The sequence below is a fragment of the Devosia sp. XK-2 genome (assembly GCF_037113415.1).
GTDB lineage: Bacteria > Pseudomonadota > Alphaproteobacteria > Rhizobiales > Devosiaceae > Devosia.
Genome location: NZ_CP146608.1, coordinates 1,621,038 through 1,644,852, shown reverse-complemented (window position 1 = coordinate 1,644,852; position 23,815 = coordinate 1,621,038). Strand labels below are relative to the sequence as shown.

Here is a 23,815-nt window from a genome sequence, read left to right as displayed (position 1 = left end):
GAGCTGCGCCGGGTAGAAACAAACTGGCCAGAACCGGCCGGTCGCTTTAGGGTCGCGCCGCGTTGTTCGGGGCCAGGGGGATGGAGAGTATGGCAATAGCATGGGTTGGGGTGGATTGGGGCACATCCAATCTGCGTGCCTGGGGCCTCGGACCGAATGGCACTGTCGAGGCCTCGGCCAGCTCCGAGAAGGGTATGGGGAAGCTGACGCGCGAACAGTTTCCCTGGGCTCTGACAGAAGTGCTTGGGCAGTTGCCGCTGCCTGATGCACCCCTTGAGGTTGTCATTTGCGGCATGGCGGGTGCCCGGCAAGGTTGGCTGGAGGCGCCCTATCTTGAAACGCCGACCGATCTCGGCGCTCTTGGAGCAGGTGCGGTGCACCCCGCCATGCCCGATGGAAATATTCGCGTTTCGATACTGCCGGGCGTTTGCCAGACGCAAGGCGGCGAGAACGTCATGCGCGGGGAAGAAACCCAATTGCTTGGACTGGCGAGCCTGTCTTCCGCCTATTCGGGATTGGTCTGCATGCCAGGCACCCATTCCAAGTGGGCCCGGCTTGAGGGCACGCGCATCGTGAGTTTTTCTACCGCGATGACCGGCGAAATGTTCGAACTGCTCAAGAGCCATTCGGTGCTGCGGCATTCAATGAATGGACCGCTGGATGGCCCCGCCCAGGATGAGGGCTTTGTCGAAGGCGCGCGAGATGGTCTAGACAATCCCGCAGGCCTTTTGGGTCAGTTGTTCAAGATTCGCGCGGCATCGCTGCTTTCGGGAAAGACGCCCGACTGGTGCGCGGGCTACCTTTCCGGCCTGCTTATCGGTACCGAAATTGCCGCGAACCGTAACCAGATCGGCGCCGATCCGGTACCGCTCATCGGCTCGGGTGCCCTTTGTGCGCTCTATATGCGCGTGTTGAACATGGCCGGCGCTTCCGGCCGTCTCGTCGATTCCACTGAAGTTGTGCTGGCAGGCCTCAAGGCCGCCCGCGCTTCGATTTCCTGAGGATTTGTTCGTGTCTCATCGTCATATCATTGCCATTCTGCGCGGTATCACGCCGGACGAGGCCGTACCTGTCTGCACCGCGCTGGTGGAGGCGGGTATCACCCTGATTGAGGTGCCGCTCAATTCGCCGAACGCCGTCGATAGCATCAGCCGGGCCGCCAAGGCGTTGGACGATCGCGCCGAGATCGGCGCCGGTACCGTACTGACGCCAGAGGATGTGCGGGCCGTTGCGGGGGCTGGTGGCACATTTATTGTTTCGCCCGACACCAATGTGGCGGTGATTGCCGAGACCGTGGGACTGGGGCTTAAGTCCTATCCCGGCGTGTTTTCCCCGACCGACGCTTTTGCCGCCATCCGCGCCGGCGCGACCGGTTTGAAATTCTTCCCCGCAGAGGTTCTTGGCGCCAAGGGCATCAAGGCGATGAAAGCTGTCTTGCCGCCCGATTTACCGCTCTACGCCGTGGGCGGGGCAAATCCGGACAATTTCTCGGACTTCTTTGCCGTGGGCTGTGCGGGCTTTGGCCTGGGCACCTATATCTTCAAACCCGGGATGGGTGTTGACGCCGTCAGCGAACGTGCGCGGGTGGCTGTCGCGGCCTATGACAAGGGGATGGCACAATGACCGATACGGCAAAGCTATTGATCGATAGCCAATGCGCCTTAGGTGAAGGCCCCTTCTGGCACGCGGCGCGCCAGCAATTGTTCTGGTTCGACATCAACAATCGCGTTCTGTTCGCCGCCAGCGCCGATGGCGTGGTTGAGAATCAGTGGCATTTCGACGAGATCGTCGCAGCGGCGGCCATCGTCGATGAGACCACATTGGTTCTGGCCAGTGAAACCGGCTTGAAGCGTTTCGATCTCGAGAGTGGCGAGATCGTCCACCTGGTGGATATCGAGCATGACATTCCGGCCAACCGCACCAATGACAGCCGTGTTCATCCTTCGGGCGCCTTCTGGATCGGGACGATGGTCAAGGACGAAGGTCCCAAGCAAGGCGCGGTCTATCATTATCGCGCGGGAAAGCTGACGCGCATTCTCGCCGATGTGGCGATACCCAACGCGACCTGTTTTTCGCCTGACGGACGGACAGCCTATTGGACCGATACGCCGGACAAGAAAATCCTCAAATGCACGACCGATCCTGATACCGGCATGCCCATTGGTGAATGGGAGCTGTTTGCCGATGTTTCAGGCCATCGCGGCTATCCCGACGGCGCTGTGGTCGATAGCCAGGGCTATCTTTGGAATGCGCGTTGGGGAGGCTCCTGCGTGATCCGCTACGCGCCAGACGGATCCATTGACCGTATCGTCGAGGTGCCGGTGAGCCAGGTCACCTGCCCTGCTTTCGGCGGCAAGGACCTCAAGCGCCTCTTCCTGACCACCGCAAACAAGACGATGTCTGCCGAACAGCTCGCGGCCGAAAAAGTTGCCGGAGGCGTCTTCTACATCGATGTGGATGTGGCGGGGCAACCAGAATATCCAATTGTGCTGTAGCGGCGGGGGTCTATGGCCGCCGCGCCAGACGCCATGGCCGCGCCAGTGAGGAAATGGCCGGGCGAATGTCGAACTGCCCTGCCCCCTCGTCCCAGGTCAGCCAGTGTACGCCACCGTCTGCAAGCTGCCGCGGGCCGATGACAGCGCCAGCCGCGAAGCAATATTGCGGCGGGTATATGCGGGCAATCAGCAGATCATGCCGGCCGCAATCCTCTGCAAAGGCCGAAGCATTGCGCACAATGGCGACGCTAAAGCGTTCTTCGGCAACGACACAGCCCAGGCTGTCGCATCGGGCCAAAGGGTGCTGGGCGGCTATCGCGGTTTGAAAATGGTCGCTCCAGACGTCGACCGCGAAGCTGCCGAGCCGCCCGGCCACCAAGGCCATACCATCCCCATCGCGCATGGCGATGGCCTGGGTGCTGTCGGCGATGAGGATATCCGGCCGCTGCTCCAGGCCGAGCGACAGAACGACGGGAAGCGCCAAAACAGGACCAAGCAAGCGCCACCGGCCGTCGAGAAACGCGAACCAGGCCAAGGCCACGAGACCAGCAATAAGCGTCCATTGCGCAAGCAAGGGGTTACCGGTCCAGCCCAAACTCCAGCCCGCGACCAGTTCGGCGATATCAACCATACGGTCTATGCCCCAACCCATGGCTTGCAGGCATGGCGCTTCCAGGCCCAAGGGCATGGCCAGCACGGACAGCACCCCGAATGGCATGATGACCAGGCTGACAAAGGGCAAGGCGAGCACATTGCCCAGAACACCCAGCGGCGCGGTCTGCTGAAAATGATAGGCCGAGAACAAAAGAGTGGCCAGGCCGGCGATCAGGCTGGTCCAGGCTGTAGCGAGTATGACGCCACCAATGCGGGCCAGCCGGCCTGATCGAGCAGGCGGATGCGGGCGCGGCATTTCGTAGATGCCAATCAGTCCGACGACGGCGGCGAAAGAGAGCTGGAAACTGGGCCGGAAGACGCTGGCCGGGTCGATCAGGATGATCACGATCGCTGCGATCGCGACATTGCGCATGGTCAGCGCCTGTCGTCCGGCCAAGACGGCGCCGAATATCAGCACCAGCATGAGCGTCGACCGGAATGCTGGGACATTGTCGAGACCGCCGGCCAGGAGGAGGTATAGAAATGCCGCGACGATGCCGACCAGTGCTGCAATCTGCTTAACTGGCCAGGCCACCAAAGCCGGGACCGAGGCCAGGGCAAGCCGCAAGAGCCAGAATATGCCGCCGGCAACAATCGAGAGGTGCAGGCCAGAGATCGAATAGATATGCGCCAGACCCGAGGCGGCCATGATCTCGCGGGTCCCATTAGCGATATCGGCCTGATCGCCCACTACCATGGCCTTGCCGATGGCGGCGGTTTGGCCATTCAGCGTGGCATCTACGCGGTCGCCGATGTGATCACGCAGCCCCTGCACGAGCCGATCAAGGCTGAGCGTCTCATCTGCGGCGATGATCTCAACGCGGCCGGTGGTCGCGCCAAAGGCGCCCACACCGGCGAAGTAGGAGTGAAATTGGCTATCATGCGCGCCAGGCAGAATTGGTCCCGGCACCGGAGCCAGGCGCAGGGGCGCGCGCAAGCGGTCGCCAGGCATAAGGCGAAGGTCCGCGGCCACCACAATGCGGGCACGACGGATGGGGACCGGCTTTGCGTCCTCCACGGGGACCAGCTTTGACGCGATGACCCGAGTAACGCCTGGATTGGAGGACAGGATTTCGTCAACCTGCGCCTCATAGATGCCATAGGCCGGATAGAGCAGCATGGGTGTGCCCAAGACCAGACCGTGCAGAGGCAGTAGGCAAAATCCCAGCCAGAACGCCAGCAATTGAGTAGCAGACCTGAAGACGGGCAAGGCCCGCCTGGCGAGAGCCAGGCCCAGCACGGCAACACAGGCCGCAGTCCCCATAACCAGCAGATAGGGATGCGGCTCGCTGGGGAGGGCGGCGTAGGAGATCAGCCCAAAGATCATTGAAAACGGCAGAAGGACAAAGAGCCGACGATACTCGATGGCACGATGCATCGCGTCGACAAGTCCAGCAATCACCGCTGGTCGGTCGACCGCCCATTGCCCATCGCGCCGGGGCATGCGCCGCCATCCGGCCAGTCCGGACGCGTCCCCAAACGGTCTTTGCCCTGCCCCCATGCGCCCCCGCCCTTGCGCTCAAGCCCGCCTATGCTACACACGGCCCGCAATTCCTCAAATCCTTCCGGTTACAATGTCCCAGGTCGTCACCCGTTTTGCCCCCTCTCCCACCGGCTATCTGCACATTGGCGGTGCGCGCACGGCCCTGTTCAGCTGGGCCTATGCGCAGAACAAGGGCGGCAAAATGCTGCTGCGCATCGAAGATACCGACCGCGAGCGGTCTACCGAGGCAGCGGTCACCGCGCTGATCGACGGGCTAAAATGGCTTGGTCTCGACTGGGAGGGTGAACCGATCAGCCAGTTTGCGCGTGCGGCTCGCCACGCCGAGGTTGCCCACGAACTGGTGAAAATGGGGCACGCCTATTATTGCTATTGCTCGCCGCAGGAGTTGGAACAAATGCGGGAGGAAGCGCGCGCTGCCGGCAAGCCGCCCCGCTATAACGGGTATTGGCGTGACCGCGACCCCTCCGAGGCGCCAGCCGACATCAAGCCGGTTATCCGGATCAAAGCGCCGCTGACGGGTGAGATCGTGGTGCGCGACCACGTCCAGGGCGAGGTCGTGTTCAAGACCGAGAATCTGGACGATTTCATTATCCTGCGCTCCGATGGAACACCGACCTATATGCATGCAGTGGTGGTGGACGACCACGATATGGGCGTGACCCACATCATTCGCGGCGACGACCACCTGACCAATGCGGCGCGGCAGATCATCATCTACAATGCCATGGGCTGGGATGTGCCGGAGATGGCGCATATTCCGCTTATTCATGGGCCGGACGGCGCGAAGCTCTCCAAGCGTCATGGTGCGCTGGGCGTCGAGGCCTACCGGCAGATGGGTTACCTGCCTGCGGCCTTGCGCAATTATCTGGCACGCTTGGGCTGGAGCCACGGCGACGACGAAATCTTCTCCACCGAACAGATGGTCGAATGGTTCAGCCTGGAGGCTCTCAACAAAGGTGCCGCGCGCTTCGACTTCGTCAAGCTCGAGAATATCAACGGCCACTATATCCGCGAGGCTGATCCCTCCTACCTCTATGACGTGATGGTCGAAACCGCGCAGGAAGTGGGCCGGGAAGACGACGCCAAGGGCCTTTTGGCCAACCACAATATCGTCCTGGCCGCCCTGCCCGAATTGCAGCCGCGGGCAAAGACCGTGCTTGAGCTGATCGACCTGGCACAGTTCATCTATGCGCTGCGCCCGATTCAGCCGGATGACAAGGCGGCCGCTTTGTTGACGGAGGACGCGCGTCTGGCGCTCAGGGGTGTTGCCGATACGTTAGGGGGTCTTGCCGATTGGTCAGTGCCGGCCATCGATGCGGCCATGCGCGCGCTGGCCGAGGAGAAGGGTCTTAAACTAGGCAAATTGGCACAACCTTTGCGTGCAGCACTCACCGGACGCACCGTTTCTCCGGGGATTTTCGAGGTAATGGTGCTAATCGGAAGAGAAGAGAGCCTTGCCAGGATTGGTGATCAGGTCGGACGTTGAAGGCCTCGCTTGGCTCGTTCGCAAGACTGTCAGATGGATAAGCCATGCTCACCTATCAGTTGCTTGCTGTAGGCAAGACCTGATACCTCTCGTCGGGAAAATCGGCGCTTCCAAGGCGTCGGCCCCGGACCCGTGTTTCCTATCCTTTCCTGCGGGTGGAAGGGGCGAAGCGAGGAGAGCTCAATGACCGAAAAAGTCGCCAAACTCGTCATCGGAGACCAGACCCACGAATTCCCCATATTGAGTGGTTCGGTGGGACCGGATGTGATGGATATCCGTTCGCTCTATGCCAAGACGGGCCTGTTCACCTACGATCCGGGCTTTACCTCAACGGCTGCCTGCGACAGCGCCATCACCTATATTGACGGCGACAAAGGTGAATTGCTCTACCGCGGCTATCCGATTGAACAACTGGCGGAAAAGTCGAGCTATCTGGAAGTCTGCTACCTGCTGCTCTATGGCGAATTGCCGACGCAGACCCAGTTCAAGGAATTCGAGCAACTGGTGACGCGGCACACCATGGTGCATGAGCAGATGCACTATTTCTTCCGCGGGTTCCGTCGCGACGCGCATCCTATGGCCGTCATGACCGGCGTGGTCGGCGCCATGGCCGCCTTCTACCATGACTCGACCGATATCAACGACCCGCAGCAGCGCGAGATCGCCTCGATACGCATGATCGCCAAAATGCCGACCATCGCGGCCATGGCATATAAATACTCGGTGGGGCAGCCTTTCGTCTATCCGCGCAACGACCTCGATTACGCGGCGAACTTCCTGCATATGTGCTTCTCGGTCCCGGCCGAGGAATACAAGGTCAATCCCAAGATCGCCCGCGCCATGGATCTGATCTTCACGCTTCATGCAGACCACGAGCAGAACGCGTCGACCTCGACGGTGCGCCTATCGGGATCGTCCGACGCCAACCCCTTTGCCTGTATCGCCGCTGGTGTGGCCTGCCTATGGGGACCGGCGCATGGTGGCGCCAATGAGGCATGCCTCAACATGCTGCGCGAGATCGGCACCGTCGATCGCATCCCCGAATTCATCGCGCGTGCCAAGGATAAGAACGACCCGTTCCGCCTGATGGGCTTTGGTCACCGCGTCTACAAGAACTTCGACCCGCGCGCCAAGGTCATGCAGCAGACGGCCAAGGAAGTGCTGGAGATCCTAGGCGTCCATAATAACCCAACGCTGCAGGTTGCTCAGGAACTTGAGCGCATTGCGCTGGAAGACCAGTACTTCATCGATCGCAAGCTCTACCCAAATGTGGACTTCTATTCGGGCGTAATCCTGGATGCGATCGGCTTCCCGACCTCGATGTTCACCGTGTTGTTTGCGGTGGCCCGTACCGTGGGCTGGATCAGCCAGTGGAAAGAAATGATCGGCGACCCGCAGAAGAAGATTGGCCGTCCGCGTCAGCTCTACAATGGCGCCGTCGCCCGCGACTATTCGCCGATCAGCGAGCGTTGAGGCAGTTTTCCGGTCAAGCGCCGGACTTCCAAATATGCAGGACCCGATCAGCCGGGTCCTGACGAGGATGAGGGGCCAGGCCCGCTTCCATAGTGCTGTAAAGCTCGTCAAAGGCCGCCATCTGGTCCTGACGGGCTTTTTTGTTGGCGACGAGATTGAGAGCTGCAGCGCTGGCTCGGCCCGCATCCAGTGGCGCCTCGACCATTTCGGGCACCACCGGCCGATCCAGAACGATATTCGGTAGGGACACTGGAGGCCGGCCGAGCTTGGCGAATATACGCGCCTGATGGCCGTCCAACGCATAGACAACCAACATTGGCACCCGGGCAAGCGCCAATTCCAGGGTCACCGTGCCGGATACGCAGATCGCGGCCATGGCATCGGCATAAAGCGCTTTCCGGGCGGGTCTGTTCTCTTCGATGCGCACGGGCACTGGCCAATCGGCGGTTTCCTGCACCAGCCGATCACACAGCCTGGGCAGCGTGGGAATAACCAGTTCAGTCACCTCGCTGCGGGCCGCTAGCGCTTTGGCAATGGACGCCAGGACCGGCAGATGACGGCGCAATTCCCCGTTCCTGCTCCCCGGCAGCAACAAGACGGCTCCCCGATCAGGCGCGGTGCGGGCGGTCAGCGCTTCGCTGAGGGCCGGATGACCGACATAATAGGTCGGCGGTCCGCCCAATCGCTCCATAACGGCAGGTTCGAACGGCAGCACGGCCAGAACCGCATCGAATAGCGGCTTTAAACGGCCGGCGCGTTCTGGATTGCGGGCCCAGACGGAGGGCGCCACATAAAGGATCAGCCGGCCGGCATAACCCCGTTTGCGCAGGCGGGCGGCCAGCAAGCGCGAAAAATCCTGGGCGTCGACCAGTACGACAATATGGGGATTGGCCGCCAGAATGGCGCGCGCCGTCTGCTCAAGCCTTAAAAGCAGCCGCGGCAGGTTCAGCAAAACGTCTGTGACGCCCATGACCGCCAGATCGGACATGGGAAAGAGCGAATTGAGCCCCTGCCCCGCCAGTTCATCGCCACCCACGCCGGACAGATCCAGCGCCACCTTACCGCGCAGGCGCGCCACCAGATCGGCCGCTATGCGATCCCCGGACGGTTCTCCAGCAAGCACGAAAAGGCGGAGCGTCTCGCTCATGGCTGTTCCAAAAATCGGGCGGCTGCTTGCCCTGTTCTAGACCTCGTGGCCGTTGCGCGGCAGCAGGATAGGCCGGTCCTGGGCATCGGCTATGAAGCGAACAACGTCCTGGACCAGAGCGTCATCGCGGAAGATTTCCGCTGCGTCTTCAACGCGTTCGCGCAGTGTCCCTTCGCTTGCAAAAATCTGTCGATAGGCGGCGCGCAGGCGGTGAATGGCTTCGCGCTCAAAGCCCCGGCGCTTCAGGCCAATCAGGTTGAGTCCGGTCAAGCTCGCGCGGTTGCCGACGGCCATGCCATAAGGAATGACGTCGCCATCTACCATGGATTGAGCACCAATGAAGGCATGCGCGCCAATACGCGTGAACTGATGAACAACACAAGTGCCGCCAAATCGGACGAAGTCGCCGATATGACAGTGCCCGGCAATACCAACATAATTGGTGATCACCACATTATTGCCCACGACGACATCGTGCGCGACATGGGCGCTGGCCATGATCAGGCAATTGTCGCCGATCCTGGTCAGCATGCCGCCGCCCTCGGTGCCCGGGTTGATCGTGACCGATTCCCGGATCGTACAATTCGCACCGATCTCGAGGCGCGAATTCTCGCCGTGAAACTTGAGATCCTGCGGTTCATGACCGATTGAGGCGAATGGAAATATGCGGCTTCCCGGCCCGATGGACGTGTTGCCCTCAACGACAGCGTGGGAGACCAGCTCCACATTGTCGCCAAGCACAACATTGCTGCCAACGATGCTGTAAGGGCCGATTTTGACCCCGTCGCCCAGCTTCGCCCCATCAGCAACAATTGCCGTGGGGTGAACAACCGGGGCTGTCACGCTTCGGCCCCGACGATCATCGCGGTGATTTCGGCCTCGGCTATGATCGTGCCATTGACCTTGGCCTTGGCCTCGTACCGCCCGACATTGCGGCGGCGGTGCATCTTGGAAATGTGGAATTCGATGGTATCGCCAGGTCCCGCGGGCTTGCGGAAGCGGGCATTGTCCACGCCCAGCATCAGCACGATGTTTTTCCGGCCGCCGGTGGAATCGTGCTTGATCACAATCGCGCCGGCCGTCTGGGCCATGCCTTCGATGATCAGCACACCGGGGAAAATCGGATTGTTCGGAAAGTGGCCCAGAAAGATGGGCTCATTGAACGTAACGTTCTTGATGCCAACTGCGGATTCGTCGCCGTTGATATCGATGATTTTGTCTATCATCAGGAAGGGATACCGATGCGGCAATGCCTCGAGTATCTCGGCAATGTTCATGGCATTGAGTTCGGTGACGGCGGCGGTTTCATTCATCCCCGCTTCTCCCCCTTCGACAGTTTCCGCACAACGGCGAGTTCACGCCAAAATTCTCTTATATCCTGCGCCGGAGCGCCAGCAAGCTTGGAACCGGCCGGCCAGTCCTTGGTCACGGCTGCGCGACCATGAATGACAGAGCCGGCACCAATGCTGAGGTGCCCCGACGTGCCCACGCCGCCACCCATCAGCACGCCATCGCCAAGGATGGTCGAACCGGACAATCCGCTCATGGCGGCGATCAGGCAATTGCGCCCGATCCGGCAGTTATGGCCGATTTGGACCAGATTATCGATCTTGGTGCCCTCGCCCAGAACCGTGTCGCCAAGGGCGCCACGATCGACGGTGCTATTGGCACCGATTTCGACATGATCCTGGATAATGACGCGCCCCAATTGCGGAATCTTGCGATTGGACTGTCCAAAATCGAGCCAACCGAAACCCTCGGTGCCGATGCGCACGCCCGAATGCAGGACAACCTCGTTGCCAAGATGCGCACAATCAATGGTGCAATTGGCGGCTATCACGCAATTCCGGCCAATGGTGACGCCCGCTCCAATAACCGTGTTGGCACCGATCACCGTGCCGCGGCCGATCTCGACACCGGCGCCGACGACCACATTGGTGCCCAGCGTCACGTCGCGCTCAAAGACAGGGGCACCCAAATCCTCACGCCCCGCAGCGATTATCGATCGTGTGCTGGATGGATAAAGCGCATCAAGAATGTCGGCAAAGACATTGTGTGGCTTGTCTACTACCAGAGCGACGCACCCATCGGGAACCTCATCCCGCAATGCCGGAGAAACGAGAACCGCGCCGGCCGAGGTGCCCCGCAACTGCTCGGCGTAGCCGGCCTGCGCTGCAAGAGCCAGGTCGCCCGGCCCGGCCAATTCCAGCTCGGCAACACCGGAAATGACAAGCGCCGAATTGGCGAGGCTCTCCGCCAGGCCGGACTGACCGATCTGGGCCAGCAAAGCACCCAAAGTCAGCGGACCGGCAAAGCGATGAAAACGGGTGTCGACCATGATGCCACTTAAACAAATGAAGCCGCGGCGCTACCGCCCCGCGGCTCCAAACTCGATTTCGAAAACGACCGGTCTAAAGCAGGGTCGAAATAGTGAACTGGAACAGCTGCGTGCGATCGTCGGTCGACTTGTTCAACACGTGAGCGAAGTCGCCACGCAGCGGGCCGAATGGCGAGTCCCAAATCAGCGAAGCGCCAACCGAGGTCCGCCAGGGCTGATCATTGCTGGTTGCCACAGCACCGCCACCGCCAAGGATGTTGCTGCTGTCGCCGATCCACGCCGCATCGGCCCAGACCGCGCCGCTCAGACCATAATTCTCCGGCAGGCCAGGAATTGGGAACTCGATCTCGCCCGAAATGCCGGCAAACATCGTCGTGCCGACATATTCGCCGCTGGCCAGCCGCGGACCAAAGCCCCTGCTCGCGAAACCACGGATCAACTGCGAGCCCGGTGTGAATGCTTCCACCGAATGGACCGAACCGCCATTGACGCTGTTCACAATGCCCGCCTGGCCACGAACGCTGGCGACGACGCCACTATCGGGAATGAGGGGCACGAAGTAGCGAGCGCGCGCCTCGCTGCGCAGCAGATTGTGATCCCAGCCGATATATTGCTGGGTGAAGGTGGCATAGAGACCTTCGGTCGGGTTCTTGACGTCGTCGACACCGTTCCAGGTCAGGGTGTAGCCAACAAAAGCCTTGTTGAACTCCTGACCATTCGCCACAAGCGCAGAGTCATCCGGATTATCATCCTTGATAACCTTGTGTTCAAGGCCGCCAAAGAACTGAGCATTGAGGGCGCTGGTCAGCGGCACGCCGACGCGAAGCTGCCCGCCCGTAACCTGGCTGCCGTAGAAGCTGGTCGAGGTTTCGTCGTTGATGCGATGATATGCATCGACACCCGCGGACACCTTGAGGCCCATGAAGCGCGGCTCGGTGAACGAGAAATCGAACGTGCGGCCCGATGTCGAGGCCCCGATGGCGGCGCGCAGATATTGGCCGCGACCAAGGAAGTTACGTTCGGTCAGCGACAGTTCGCCCAGGATGCCGTCGGAGGTCGAATAGCCCGCCGTGGCACCATATTCACCCGTCGAGCTTTCCACCACATTGATGTTGAGCACGACCTTGTCCGGCGAGGAACCAGGTGCAGTCGAAATATCGATCTTGGAGAAATATCCAAGTGCATCGATCCTATCGCGGCCACGAATAACCATGGAACGGTTGAACGGGTCGCCTTCGGCGAAATCCAGCTCGCGCCGGATAACAAAGTCGCGCGTCTTGATATTGCCGGTGATGTTGATGCGCTCGACATAAATGCGAGCGCCCTCATCGACGAGATAAGTCACATTAAAGGTGTTGCTGGCCGTATCGCGATCCAGACGCGCGCGCACGTCAGCAAAGGAATAGCCCTGCGTGGTGGCCTCATAGGCCATGTCTTCGATGGATTTCTGCAGGTCGAACATCGAATAGCGTGCACCCTTGCCGGTACGCACGGTGCTGCGCAGCACGTCGGTGTTCAGACCGTCGATGCTGGTCTCGATGCCAACGTTGCCAAATTCATATTTCTGACCTTCATTGACGGTCACGTTGACGAAATAGGCGTTGCGGGCCGCGTCATACTCAGCGACCGAGTTGACCTGCGCATCGGGGAAACCCCGATTGGCGTAATAAAGGCGGATACGCTCCCGGTCGACCGCCATCTTCTGCTCATCATAAGTGTCGTCCCGGAGCAGCCAGCTCAGGATCCCGGACTCCTTGGTGAGCATGGCACCCTTGAGGTTGCCGGCACCGATGGAATTGTTGCCAGTGAAGTTGATCGCTGCAATGCCAGCGCGCTCGCCTTCATTGATTTCAAAGATGACGCGCACGCGCCCATCTGCGGTCTGCTCGGTCCGGGCCGTCACCGAAACGGAGTTGAATCCGTCGCGATCATAGGCCTGCCGGATGCTCTCGATATCGGCATTGAGCCTTTGCTGACTGAAAATGCCGGTGGTCGAAATATCGACCATGGTCAGGAGCTGACTGTCGGGAAAGCGACGATTGCCTTCGAACAGCACCGAAGCGACCAATTGCTCCTGTGCGTGAGCAGCCACAACGCCAAGGACAGGCACGCCGGCAGCCATGGGGGCAGCCCCCATAATGGCGATCGCCGAAACCGCGCCACGCATCAACTTGGTGGGGTGAATCATATTGTTATTGCCTTCTGCGACCCGCTTGGAGAATCGCCATGCACAGCGCTCCCCCAAGCTAACTCCATTGAAGTGTTTTACTGTTTTTTTAACCAGGAACAAGGCGTGAGTGTTCACGCGGTTAGCAATTCATTGGCGACCTTGTATTCATGCAACACCTTGCGAACCAAGGTTAACAAGGCCTTAGCGCAGAATACCGAAATGGTCGAACACGGTGTCGTTGAACAGCGTAAACACCATGAGCGCAAGTACAAGAGCAAATCCAAAGCGAAATCCAATCTCCTGAACCCGCATGCTCAGCGGGCGGCCGCGAAGGGCCTCGATGAGATAGTAAAACAGGTGTCCTCCGTCGAGCATCGGCACGGGCAGGAGGTTGAAGATGCCGATATTGAGCGATAGCAGCGCCATCAGGTTGACAAGCGGAACAAAGCCCAAAGTCGCCACTTCTCCTGACACTTTGGCGACCTTTACGGGCCCTCCCAATTGCTCCACGTCGCCCCTGCCGACAAAGAAATCACCCAGAAATGCAGCCGTGCGCTGCACGATGAACCTGATCTCTTCAAAGGTCATGCCGACGGCTTCGACCGGACCGGGGCGGTAAAGTGTCACATCGGCCTCACCGACATCACGAGAGACCCCGATGCGGCCAATGCGCTGATCGTTCCCGAATCGATCTTTGACTTCAACGGCTTCGGGAACCAGGGTCAGGGTGCGTTCGGCACCCGCGCGCAGGAGGTCGACCACGACAGGTCGCTCGGGGCTGGTGGCGACGTAACGCTGGAAATCCTCGAAGCCGCGAACCGCATAGCCGTCGACGGCCACGATTTCGTCGCCGGGCAGAAATCCGGCCGCTTCGGCAACGGACCCGGCCATGACGTCGCCAATGACCGGTGGGATCGAATAACGGCCATAACCGAGCAGCAGGGCGTAAAGAATGAGGAAGGTCAGCAGGACATTGGCCGCCGGGCCGGCCACCACTATGGCTATGCGCTGCCAAACGTTCTTGTTGGCAAACAGGCGCGGCGCCAGAGCGGGATCGACATTTGCCGCGGCCTCGGGATCGGGGGCGCTGGCAGCATTCATGTCACCGACAAAACGAACATAACCGCCCAGCGGAATCATCGAGATTCGCCAGCGGGTGCCCTGCTTGTCATTCCAGCCGAAGATCTCCCGGCCAAAACCTATGGAAAAGGTATGGATCGCGACGCCATTCCAGCGCGCTACCAGATAGTGGCCCATTTCGTGCACGAAGACGATGAAGGCAATGATCCATATGGCATTGAGCCACAAAAAGGCTTCAGGCATGGGACCTCGTTTCGCCTTTGACTACCAATTGAGCAGGCCTTCTGCCACCGAACCAAATCCCGCGTGAAGGCCGCCAACAATTGCCACGAGAAACACGCCAAATGTGAGGCTGTCCAGCCGGTCCATAAGCCCGCCATGACCGGGGATAATGTCGCCGCTGTCCTTGATGCGGAAAAATCGCTTGATGGCGCTTTCGGCCAAATCGCCCGCCTGCCCCAATATGCTGATGGTCGCAGACAGCACGACACCAATCCAGATCGGGGAGTCTGTCAGCCAAATCCAGACCAGAAGTCCGGCTCCGGTACCCAGGGCCAGCCCTCCCAAGGCGCCCGACCAGGTCTTGGATGGCGAAATATCCGGCGCCAGCTTTTCTCCGCCAATCTGGCGGCCGGCAAAGAAGGCCGCAGAATCGGTCATCCACACCACCGTGCCGAGATAGACGCCGGCCCAGACGCCGGCAATATCGGTGCCTCGCATGCCCAGAACCGAGACGATCAATGCTCCGAAAAGAATGAGGCCGGCAATCCGCCAGACCATGTGCTCTCGCTCCATGGTGACCGCGAGAAGGATGGCCAATACGGTCGCCAGGAGCGGCCCCCAAATCCCGGCGAGCGGGAAAAGCAGCCCTGAGCTCCCGACCAGGACAATCAGAGTGATACCTCCTGGTGTCAGGGGGGCTCGCGTGACCATGGTTTCCCATTCGCGATAGGCCAGGGCATAGACCGCGCCGACCACTGCCCCGAACAGGTAGCCGCCGAAATAGAGGGTGGTCGCAGTCAGCGCTATCAGCACGGCAGCCGAAGCGAGCCTGGGGCCTATATCGGCCCATGACCGGCGCGTTTTTGCCGGCGGCTCTACACCAGGATCGCCCTGCTCGCTCAACGCGCCGTCGTCCCTATGCCGCCAAAGCGCCGGTCGCGCTGGGAATAGGTTTCGAGCACGCGCAGGAAACTGGTTTCGTCAAAATCGGGCCAGTGCTCGTCCACAAACACAAATTCGGAATAGGCCGCCTGCCAGAGCAGGAAATTGGAGAGCCGCTGCTCGCCGCTGGTACGGATAATGACATCGGGATCGGGCAATCCGGCGGTGTAGAGGGCGTCGCCAAGACGCCGCTCATCTATGTCGTCGGGATGCAGGCGCCCCGCTGCCACCTCGCGCGCCAAATGCCGGGTGGCAGCCACAATCTCGGCCTTGCTGCCATAGTTGAACGCCACAACCAGAGTCAGGCCAGTATTGGCCCGCGTCTTGGCTTCGACATCGTCGATCAGCTTGACCAGAGATGGTTCAAGCCCATCGCGCGAGCCGATAATGCGGACGCGCACATTATTGCGGATCAACCGCTGTAAATCTGAAGCAACAAAGCGCCGCAACAGATTGAAAATAAATGACACTTCATCCGTGGGGCGCGACCAGTTTTCCGATGAAAAACTGAAGACGGTCAGATAGGACACGCCATAATTTATGCAGTGTTCCACCAGGCCGCGAAGGGATTTCACCCCTTCCACATGCCCTTCAGTGCGCCGCTTGCCGCGCAGCTTGGCCCAGCGGCCATTGCCGTCCATGATCACGCCAATGTGGCGCGGGATTTTGAGGCCCGCTCCCGGTTCCACACTCATGCTGGCGGCCGGTTCCCCTGCCATCGACGCCCTCCCGGCGCAAGATCAGGCGGTCACTCAGACCTGCATGATCTCCTGTTCCTTGCTTGCGACGATGGTATCGATCTCGGCCACGGCTTCGTCGGTTGCCTTCTGAACGAGATCCGACTGCTTCTTGGCATCGTCCTGGCTCATGTCGCCGTCCTTCTCCGCCTTTTTCAAGGCGTCCATCCCGTCGCGCCGAATATGCCGAACAGCGACGCGCGCCTGCTCGGCATAGTTGTGTGCAACCTTCGCCAATTCCTTGCGGCGCTGCTCATTGAGCTCGGGCAGCGGCACGCGAATGATCTGGCCTTCGCTCATGGGGTTGAGGCCCAGGCCGCTGTCACGAATGGCCTTTTCAACGGCGCTCGCATTGGAGCGGTCCCACACCTGAACGGACAACATGCGGGGTTCCGGAACGGTAACAGTGGCGACCTGATTGAGCGGCATACGCGAGCCATAGACATCCACGGTCACCGGCTCGAGCAGGCTGGCACTGGCGCGCCCGGTCCTCAGGCCGCCCAACTCGTCCTTGAGCGACGCGACGGATTTCTGCATGCGCGTCTTGAGGTCGTTGAGATCGTAACTTGCGGCCATCGCCGTTTCCTTCCAGTCCATTGCCGGTTCAGGTCTTGTGCCCAATATCCGGCGTTTATCCGGTTCACTGGCCCTGCGGGCCGTCGGCATTTTCTGCCAGGCGCCTAGAGCGGGTTGCCCACGCGCGTGGATTGCCCCCTGCCCTCCAATACACCAGCAAGGCCTGCCTTGTCGTCCAATGCATATACGATTATCGGCATCGCATTGTCGCGGGCAAGGGCGAATGCGGCAGTGTCCATGACCTTGAGATTGCGACTAATGACTTCGTCATAGCCGATCTGGCTGTATCGGGTTGCCGCCGGGTCCTTCATCGGGTCTGCCGAATAAACTCCGTCAACTTTGGTGCCCTTGAGTACCATGTCGCATTCGAGTTCGATGGCGCGCAGCGTGGCGGCGGTATCGGTCGTGAAGAATGGATTGCCGGTGCCACCGCCCAGAACGACAACAAAGCCTTCCTCGAGCGCCAGTTTCGCATCGCGCGCCGTAAATGTATCGGCAACTGAAGGCATCGTGGCGGCGCTGAACGGTTTTGACTTAACCCCTTGGCGGGAAATGGCGTTGCTCAGCGCCAGGGCGTTGATCATGGTGCCCAGCATGCCCATCAGGTCGGCCGTCACCCGGTCGGTGCCGTCGGCCGCGCCGGCCATGCCGCGGAAGATGTTTCCGCCGCCGACGACAATGGCAACCTGCACGCCGCCCCGCGCGACATCGGCGATCTGCCCGGCAATTCTTTGCAAATAGGGCGGCTCGATGCCGAAAGAATTGTCTCCCGCCAGCGCTTCACCCGAAACCTTGAGCAAGATGCGCTTATGTGCGGATGACATCGGAGGGACCCCTTGATCTGAACAATTCGGGCCACCGAATCCGGCGGACCGGGCAGACCCTATGGCAAAACACCCGGCAATAGAAGCCGTGGTTCTGCAGGACATGATTGAGAATTTGTGAGGCTCGATCCAGAATCCGAACGATCTGAAGAGCAGGGAGCGGCCGCAAACGGCCGCTCCCAAAATATTCGACTTACTTCACGCCAGCGGTCGCGGCGACTTCAGCGGCAAAATCGCTCTCCGCCTTTTCGATGCCTTCGCCCAGGGCAAAGCGCACGAAGCGGGTCAGCTTGATCGGAGCGCCGGCATCCTTTTCGGCGTTCTTGATCGCGTCGCCGACCTTGGTTTCGCCGTCGATGACGAAGACCTGGCTAAGCAGCGTGACTTCCTCGAAATATTTGCGCATGCGGCCTTCGACCATCTTCTCGGCGATGTCGGCGGGCTTGCCGCTTTCCTTGACCTGCTCGAGAATGATGGCACGCTCGCGCGCAACCACTTCCTGGTCCAGCTCATCAGGCGAAATGGCCTGGGGCTGAGCAGCGGCGATGTGCATGGCGAGCTGCTTGCCCAAAGCGGACAGAGCGGCCTTGTCACCACTCGATTCAAGCGCGACCAGAATGCCGATCTTACCCATGCCGGGCTTGACCGCATTGTGGACATAGCTTTCCACGACACCGTCGGTGACCGAAACGGTCTGGGTGCGGCGCAGGTTCATGTTCTCGCCGATCTTGGCGATGGCTTCGGTCAACTCGGCGGAAACCGAATGGCCGGTGCCGGGGAACGGCATTTCGCCGAGCTTGACGACATCGCCATCGGCATCGAGGGCCAGCTTGGAGACGGCTTCGACAATGTTCTGGAACTGCTCGTTGCGGGCAACGAAGTCGGTTTCGGAATTGACTTCGACAGCGGCAGCCTTGGTGCCGGCGGTAACGACACCGACCAGGCCTTCAGCGGCGACGCGGTCCGCCTTCTTGGCGGCCTTGGCCAGGCCACGGGTGCGCAGCCAATCCACGGCGGCGTCCATATCGCCATTGGTTTCGGCCAGGGCCTTCTTGCAGTCCATCATCCCGACGCCGGTCGAGTCGCGGAGCTGCTTGACCATTGCAGCAGTGATTTCCATGGGTTCACCTCTTGGCGGCCCCTCGCGGGGCGGCTTCTTGAGTAGGGATCAATCTATAACGCCCGGAATCGGGCGGGGCGTGCCTTTGCGAAGAAAGGCACGCCTGCACGAAGATTAGTTGACGGTCTGTTCGCCTTCGGACGGCAGGTCCTCGGCCGGAGCTTCGGTGGCCGAACCGAGGTCGGCGCCAAGGGCGCTCGAGGAGCGGCCGATGCCGTCGATGGCGGCGCGCGAGATCAGCGAGACATAGAGCTCAAGGGCGCGGCTGGCGTCGTCATTGCCAGGAATGGCGTAGTCGACGATGTCCGGATCGCAATTGGTGTCGACGATGGCGACGACCGGGATGCCCAGACGACGGGCTTCCTTGATCGCGTTCTCTTCCTTGTTGGTGTCGATCACGAACAGCAGGTTGGGGAGGTTCCCCATGTCCTTGATGCCGCCCAAGTCGCGCTCAAGACGCTCCTGCTCGCGGGACATCATCAGGCGTTCCTTCTTGGTGCGCAGGGCCAGGTCGGCCTCGCTCATCGACTCCAGCTCGCGCAGGCGGGCGATGGAGTTGGAGATGGTCTGCCAGTTGGTCAGCGTGCCGCCGAGCCAGCGGGAGTTGACGTAGTACTGGGCCGACTGCTTGGCGGCATCAGCCACCAGCGGGGCCGCCTGGCGCTTGGTGCCCACGAAAAGCACGCGGCCGCCATCGGCCACAGTGTCGGACACGAGCTGCAGAGCGCGGCTGAGGGCCGGCACGGTCTGGCTGAGGTCGAGAATGTGGATGTCGTTGCGAACGCCGAAGATATAGCGTTCCATCTTCGGGTTCCAGCGGTGCTTCTGGTGACCGAAGTGCACGCCTGCTTCGAGAAGCTGACGCATAGAGAATTCTGGCAGTGCCATGATGGGCTGCTCCTTTACCGGTTGATGCCTCCACGAAGCCTTGCAGCGAAATTCGCCACCGGATGGATTTCCAGGACAGGAAAGCCTGCTTCGTGTGTGAAATCACGTCCGGCCCATGCCGAACGCGTGCGTGCTATAGGCGAACAAATCGCAATAGGCAAGCCACATGCCAATGGGGCGGCATATTCACGACAATTTCAAGCAACCTCCGGCTTTGCGATGGTATTATTCCAATCATAGACCCGCGCATGAACGCGGGGACAAGGGTGAGAGCCCCTGAGCGAGGGAGGATGGGCCAAGGCTCGCCTCCCCCGCGCTTCTACTGATAGACCGCCTCCAATTTATGGCCGTCCGGATCCCGCACAAACGCGGCATAGTAGGTTCGTCCGTAGTGTGGCCGCAGCCCTGGTGCTCCCTCATCCACACCTCCGAACAGCAAGGCGGCGGAATGGAAGCGATCGACTGCGGTCTCGTCGGGTGCATCGAAAGCCAGATGAAATCCCGGGCCCGGCGCAATCGGAGCCACAACCTCAAACAGATTCAGTTTTTCTCCACCATCTGGTCTACCGTAGCCAAGACCCTTTTCGCCTGTCCAGAGCCGAGCATAACCAAGTGCAGCCAAGGTAGAATCGTAAAACACCGCTGCTCGCTGAATGTCTCCGACGCCAAAGGAAATGTGACCCAACATTAGGCGAACCTGACATCCGTCACGCCGTCGAGTGCCTTGATGCCGCCGGCGACTTCGGCCGTGACGTTATATTTGCCGGGCAGCTCGATCTCATATTCACGAGCGCCGCCATCGCGGATCACCACGAAATTGACAGTGCCGTTGCCGCCGCGCTTGAGCTGGGCGCTGGTGGCGCCAAGGGCCTTGGGATCGGCGAGGAAAACCGTCAGCTGGCGATCAATCCGCTCGGCCATGCCCTCAATAGGCTCGGCCGACATAAGGCGGACGCTGATGCCTTCGGCACGTTCATCGGCGCCGACCTGCAGGATCACGGAATTGCCGGGCTGCAAAATGGCGCCGAATTCATTGATCTGCTCGGAAAAGGCAATGCATTCAAAGGTGCCGCTCTGGTCCGACAAGGTCAGGATCATCATAGGCGTGCCTTTTCGCGTACGCCTATCGTTACGCGACGAAATGGTGCCGGCAAGGCGCCCTGCCCCGGCGCCATCTTTCACCGCCCGCTCGAAATCGCTCCAGCGTTGGACACGGAGCTTTTCGAAGAGATCGGCATAGGCATCGAGCGGATGGGCGGAGAGATGAAAGCCGATGGCCGACAATTCGCGATCGGCGCGTTCGGTTGAGTTCCAGACAGCTACGCCGGTGGGCAGGCGGAAGGGTTCTTCCTCAACGCTATCGAACATGGAAACCTGGCCGCTGGAACGATCGGCGGTCAGGGACTGGGCCGTACCAATGACGGTTTCGACCGCCGCGAAGGCCACTTCGCGGCGCGGTACGAGCGCGTCAAACGCCCCGGCATTGACCAGGGTTTCAAGCGTGCGCTTGTTGAGGACGCGCGGATCGACCCGGCGGGCAAAATCGCCAAGGTCCTTGAAGGGGGTGTCACCACGAACCTCGACAATATGCTCGGCCATAGCGCGACCGACGCCTTTTACGGCCGACAGGCCATAATGAACGCGATCGTCCTTCACCGAAAAGACGACTTCGGACTGATTGACGCAAGGCGGCACGACCTCAATGCCCTTCTTGCCGGCCTCGCGCCGGAAATCGGACAGCTTGTCGGTCTGGGCCATATCGAGCGTCATGGACGCCGCATAGAATTCGTGCGGGAAATGTTCCTTGAGGTACGCAGTCTGGTAGCTGACCCAGGCATAGGCAGCGGCGTGGCTCTTGTTGAAGCCATAATTGGCGAACTTGGCCAGAAGGTCGAAAATTTCGTCGGCCAGCGCTTCCTTGACCCCATTGGGGCCGGCACCCTCGCGGAAACGGATGCGCTGATTGTCCATCTCCGCCTTGATCTTCTTGCCCATGGCGCGGCGCAGCATATCGGCTTCGCCCAGCGAATAGCCGGAAAGGAGCTGGGCGATCTGCATCACCTGCTCCTGATAGACGATGATGCCATAGGTCTCGTCGAGCACCTCGGACAGAGCCGGGTGCGGATAGACAACGTCTTCAGTGCCGTGCTTGCGGTTGATGAAACTGGGGATATTGTCCATCGGGCCGGGCCGATAGAGCGCGTTCATAGCGATGAGGTCTTCAATGCGGTCGGGCTTGAGATCCATCAAAGCCCGGCGCATGCCCGCACTTTCAAACTGGAAGATGCCGTAGGTATCACCGCGGGCATAGAGCTTGTAAGTGGCTGCGTCATCAATGGGAATGGCGTCGATATCAAGCTCGACCCCGCGCTGCTTCACCATATCCACGGCGTAACGGATGGTGGTCAGCGTCTTGAGGCCCAGAAAGTCGAATTTGACCAGCCCGGCCGGTTCCACCCATTTGAGGTTATATTGCGTGACCGGCATGTCCGAGCGCGGATCGCGATAGAGCGGCAACAATTCCTGAAGCGGCCGGTCGCCAATGACGATACCGGCAGCATGGGTCGAGGCGTGGCGGAACAGGCCTTCGAGCGCCTTGGCGATCTCCACCAATTGCCCGACCGTCTCGTCCTCCTCGGCCATCTGCTTGAATTGCGGCACCTCGTTCATGGTGCGCTCGATAGACCATGGATCGGCGGGGTTGGCCGGGACGAGCTTGCAGATACGGTCGACCTGACCATAGGGCATTTGCAGCACACGACCGACATCGCGTAGCACGGCGCGCGCCTGGAGCGTTCCGAAGGTGATGATCTGGGCGACCTGGCTGGAGCCGTATTTGTCCTGCACATAGTCGATGACTTCCTCGCGCCGGTCCTGGCAGAAGTCGATATCGAAGTCGGGCATCGAAACGCGTTCGGGATTGAGGAAGCGTTCGAACAGCAGATTGTAGCGCAGCGGATCGAGGTCGGTGATGGTGGTGGCATAGGCCACAAGCGAGCCCGCACCCGAACCGCGCCCCGGCCCCACCGGAATATTGTGGGCCTTGGCCCATTGGATGAAGTCGGCCACGATGAGAAAATAGCCGGGGAATTTCATCTTTTCGATGATGCCGAGCTCGAAATCGAGCCGCTCGCGATATTCCTTTTCTTCCTTGCCCGGCGCCAGGCCGACAATTTCAAGGCGCTTGTCGAGGCCATCGACGGCAATCTTGCGCAGGGCGGCGGCCTCGGCGGCGACCACTTCGTCTTCGGTGGCGTGGGAGCCGGCGGCAAATTTGGGCAGGATGGGCCCGCGGGTGCGCGGGCGGAAGGCCACGCGCTTGGCGATCTCGATGGTGGAGTCGAGCGCCTCGGGCAGGTCGGAGAAAAGCTCGACCATCTCCGCGCGGGACTTGAAGTAATACTGGTCGTTGAGCTTGCGCCGCTCGGTCTGGGCGAGCACGGAGCCACCAGCAATGGCCAGCAGCGCGTCATGTGCCTCATATTCCTTGACGGTCTTGAAGAAGGGTTCGTTGGTGGCCACCAGCGGGATGCCCTTGCGATAGGCATAATCGACCAGCCTCGGCTCGACCGTCGTCTCCATGGGCCGCCCATGGCGCTGCAATTCGATATAGAAGCGGTCGCCGAACAGATCGGCCAGGCGGTCGAGGCGCCTGGCGGCATTGGCATCCTGGCCATTGGCAAAGGCCATGTCGATGGCGCCCTCGGGACCGCCGGAGAGGCAGATGAGCCCAGAGAGGCTCTCGCGCGTCATCCAGTCGAGGCGGGCGCGGGCCAGACCGTCCTCGCCTTCGAGATAGGCGCGGGAAACAAGCCGCGAGAGATTGGAAAAGCCCTCTTCGGACTGTGCCATCAGGACAATGCTGGATTTTCCGGTCCAGGCGGTATGCCCCCGTTCGCTGACCCGTTCCTCGGTGGCGGCGAAATCGACCGCCAGCTCGACGCCGATCAGGGGCTGAATGCCCTTCTTGGTCGCCTTTTCGGAGAATTCGAGGGCGCCGAAGAGATTGTTGGTGTCGGCTATGCCCAGGGCCGGCTGCGCGTCCTCCGCAGCGAGCTTGAGAATGGTCTCAAGCTGCAAGGCGCCTTCGAGCAGTGAGAAGGCGGAATGAACGTGAAGGTGAATGAAGCCAGGGCCGCGCATATGCATCTCCTGAATC

20 protein-coding genes are annotated in these 23,815 nt (G+C 60.6%); 5 read left to right on the top strand and 15 right to left on the bottom strand.

Annotated elements, in window-relative coordinates; genetic code table 11:
* Positions 1-89 precede the first annotated feature (89 nt).
* From V8Z65_RS07890 to V8Z65_RS07880, 3 genes are read left to right on the top strand one after another with little or no spacing between them, the layout of a single operon-like run.
* Entirely contained in the window at positions 90-1,001 is a 912-nt protein-coding gene (locus V8Z65_RS07890; protein WP_338723621.1) for a 2-dehydro-3-deoxygalactonokinase, read from the top strand.
* A 10-nt stretch (positions 1,002-1,011) separates the two neighbouring features.
* The gene (locus V8Z65_RS07885; protein ID WP_338723620.1) at positions 1,012-1,623 is read left to right on the top strand and encodes a 2-dehydro-3-deoxy-6-phosphogalactonate aldolase; all 612 of its coding nucleotides are present in this window, start codon (positions 1,012-1,014) and stop codon (positions 1,621-1,623) included.
* A complete protein-coding gene (locus V8Z65_RS07880; RefSeq protein ID WP_338723619.1) occupies positions 1,620-2,495 on the top strand; it encodes an SMP-30/gluconolactonase/LRE family protein in 876 nt (291 codons plus the stop codon). The genes V8Z65_RS07885 and V8Z65_RS07880 overlap by 4 nt, the downstream gene beginning before the upstream one ends.
* A gap of 10 nt (positions 2,496-2,505) precedes the next feature.
* Here the strand turns inward: V8Z65_RS07880 and V8Z65_RS07875 are convergent, their stop codons facing one another.
* Positions 2,506-4,593, bottom strand: a complete 2,088-nt coding sequence (locus V8Z65_RS07875) for a ComEC/Rec2 family competence protein (protein WP_338723618.1) — start codon at positions 4,591-4,593, stop codon at positions 2,506-2,508.
* A gap of 130 nt (positions 4,594-4,723) precedes the next feature.
* Between V8Z65_RS07875 and gltX the strand changes: the two genes are divergently transcribed.
* The gene (gene gltX / locus V8Z65_RS07870) at positions 4,724-6,139 is read left to right on the top strand and encodes a glutamate--tRNA ligase (protein ID WP_338723617.1); all 1,416 of its coding nucleotides are present in this window, start codon (positions 4,724-4,726) and stop codon (positions 6,137-6,139) included.
* A 183-nt stretch (positions 6,140-6,322) separates the two neighbouring features.
* Positions 6,323-7,612 (top strand): citrate synthase, encoded by a 1,290-nt coding sequence (gene gltA, locus V8Z65_RS07865; RefSeq protein WP_338723616.1) that lies wholly within the window; start codon positions 6,323-6,325, stop codon positions 7,610-7,612.
* A gap of 13 nt (positions 7,613-7,625) precedes the next feature.
* Here gltA and V8Z65_RS07860 read toward each other — a convergent pair whose 3' ends face one another.
* The 14 genes from V8Z65_RS07860 to dnaE form a co-directional block, all read right to left on the bottom strand.
* A complete protein-coding gene (locus V8Z65_RS07860) occupies positions 7,626-8,759 on the bottom strand; it encodes a lipid-A-disaccharide synthase (RefSeq protein ID WP_338723615.1) in 1,134 nt (377 codons plus the stop codon).
* A gap of 36 nt (positions 8,760-8,795) precedes the next feature.
* Positions 8,796-9,602 carry an acyl-ACP--UDP-N-acetylglucosamine O-acyltransferase gene (lpxA, locus tag V8Z65_RS07855; protein WP_338723614.1) on the bottom strand — a complete coding sequence of 269 codons (807 nt, stop codon included), beginning with the start codon at positions 9,600-9,602 and terminating at the stop codon, positions 8,796-8,798.
* Entirely contained in the window at positions 9,599-10,072 is a 474-nt protein-coding gene (gene fabZ / locus V8Z65_RS07850) for a 3-hydroxyacyl-ACP dehydratase FabZ (protein WP_338723612.1), read from the bottom strand. Before fabZ ends, lpxA begins: the two co-directional genes overlap by 4 nt.
* Positions 10,069-11,097 (bottom strand): UDP-3-O-(3-hydroxymyristoyl)glucosamine N-acyltransferase, encoded by a 1,029-nt coding sequence (gene lpxD, locus V8Z65_RS07845; RefSeq protein ID WP_338723610.1) that lies wholly within the window; start codon positions 11,095-11,097, stop codon positions 10,069-10,071. The genes fabZ and lpxD overlap by 4 nt, the downstream gene beginning before the upstream one ends.
* 73 nt (positions 11,098-11,170) lie before the next feature.
* Entirely contained in the window at positions 11,171-13,285 is a 2,115-nt protein-coding gene (gene bamA, locus V8Z65_RS07840) for an outer membrane protein assembly factor BamA (RefSeq protein WP_338723608.1), read from the bottom strand.
* A gap of 183 nt (positions 13,286-13,468) precedes the next feature.
* Positions 13,469-14,590 carry an RIP metalloprotease RseP gene (rseP, locus tag V8Z65_RS07835; RefSeq protein ID WP_338723606.1) on the bottom strand — a complete coding sequence of 374 codons (1,122 nt, stop codon included), beginning with the start codon at positions 14,588-14,590 and terminating at the stop codon, positions 13,469-13,471.
* Between the two features lie 21 nt (positions 14,591-14,611).
* A complete protein-coding gene (locus V8Z65_RS07830) occupies positions 14,612-15,472 on the bottom strand; it encodes a phosphatidate cytidylyltransferase (RefSeq protein ID WP_338723605.1) in 861 nt (286 codons plus the stop codon).
* Positions 15,469-16,230, bottom strand: coding sequence for an isoprenyl transferase (locus V8Z65_RS07825; RefSeq protein ID WP_338723604.1), 762 nt, complete (start codon positions 16,228-16,230; stop codon positions 15,469-15,471). The genes V8Z65_RS07830 and V8Z65_RS07825 overlap by 4 nt, the downstream gene beginning before the upstream one ends.
* 33 nt (positions 16,231-16,263) lie before the next feature.
* The gene (gene frr, locus V8Z65_RS07820) at positions 16,264-16,824 is read right to left on the bottom strand and encodes a ribosome recycling factor (protein ID WP_338723603.1); all 561 of its coding nucleotides are present in this window, start codon (positions 16,822-16,824) and stop codon (positions 16,264-16,266) included.
* Between the two features lie 104 nt (positions 16,825-16,928).
* Positions 16,929-17,648 (bottom strand): UMP kinase, encoded by a 720-nt coding sequence (gene pyrH, locus V8Z65_RS07815; protein WP_338723601.1) that lies wholly within the window; start codon positions 17,646-17,648, stop codon positions 16,929-16,931.
* Positions 17,649-17,841: 193 nt separating this feature from the next.
* A complete protein-coding gene (gene tsf / locus V8Z65_RS07810; protein ID WP_338723599.1) occupies positions 17,842-18,768 on the bottom strand; it encodes a translation elongation factor Ts in 927 nt (308 codons plus the stop codon).
* Between the two features lie 114 nt (positions 18,769-18,882).
* A complete protein-coding gene (rpsB, locus tag V8Z65_RS07805; protein WP_338723597.1) occupies positions 18,883-19,656 on the bottom strand; it encodes a 30S ribosomal protein S2 in 774 nt (257 codons plus the stop codon).
* 319 nt (positions 19,657-19,975) lie between these two features.
* Positions 19,976-20,344 carry a VOC family protein gene (locus V8Z65_RS07800; RefSeq protein ID WP_338723596.1) on the bottom strand — a complete coding sequence of 123 codons (369 nt, stop codon included), beginning with the start codon at positions 20,342-20,344 and terminating at the stop codon, positions 19,976-19,978.
* The gene (dnaE, locus tag V8Z65_RS07795) at positions 20,344-23,799 is read right to left on the bottom strand and encodes a DNA polymerase III subunit alpha (protein WP_338723595.1); all 3,456 of its coding nucleotides are present in this window, start codon (positions 23,797-23,799) and stop codon (positions 20,344-20,346) included. Before dnaE ends, V8Z65_RS07800 begins: the two co-directional genes overlap by 1 nt.
* Between the last annotated feature and the right edge of the window lie 16 nt (positions 23,800-23,815).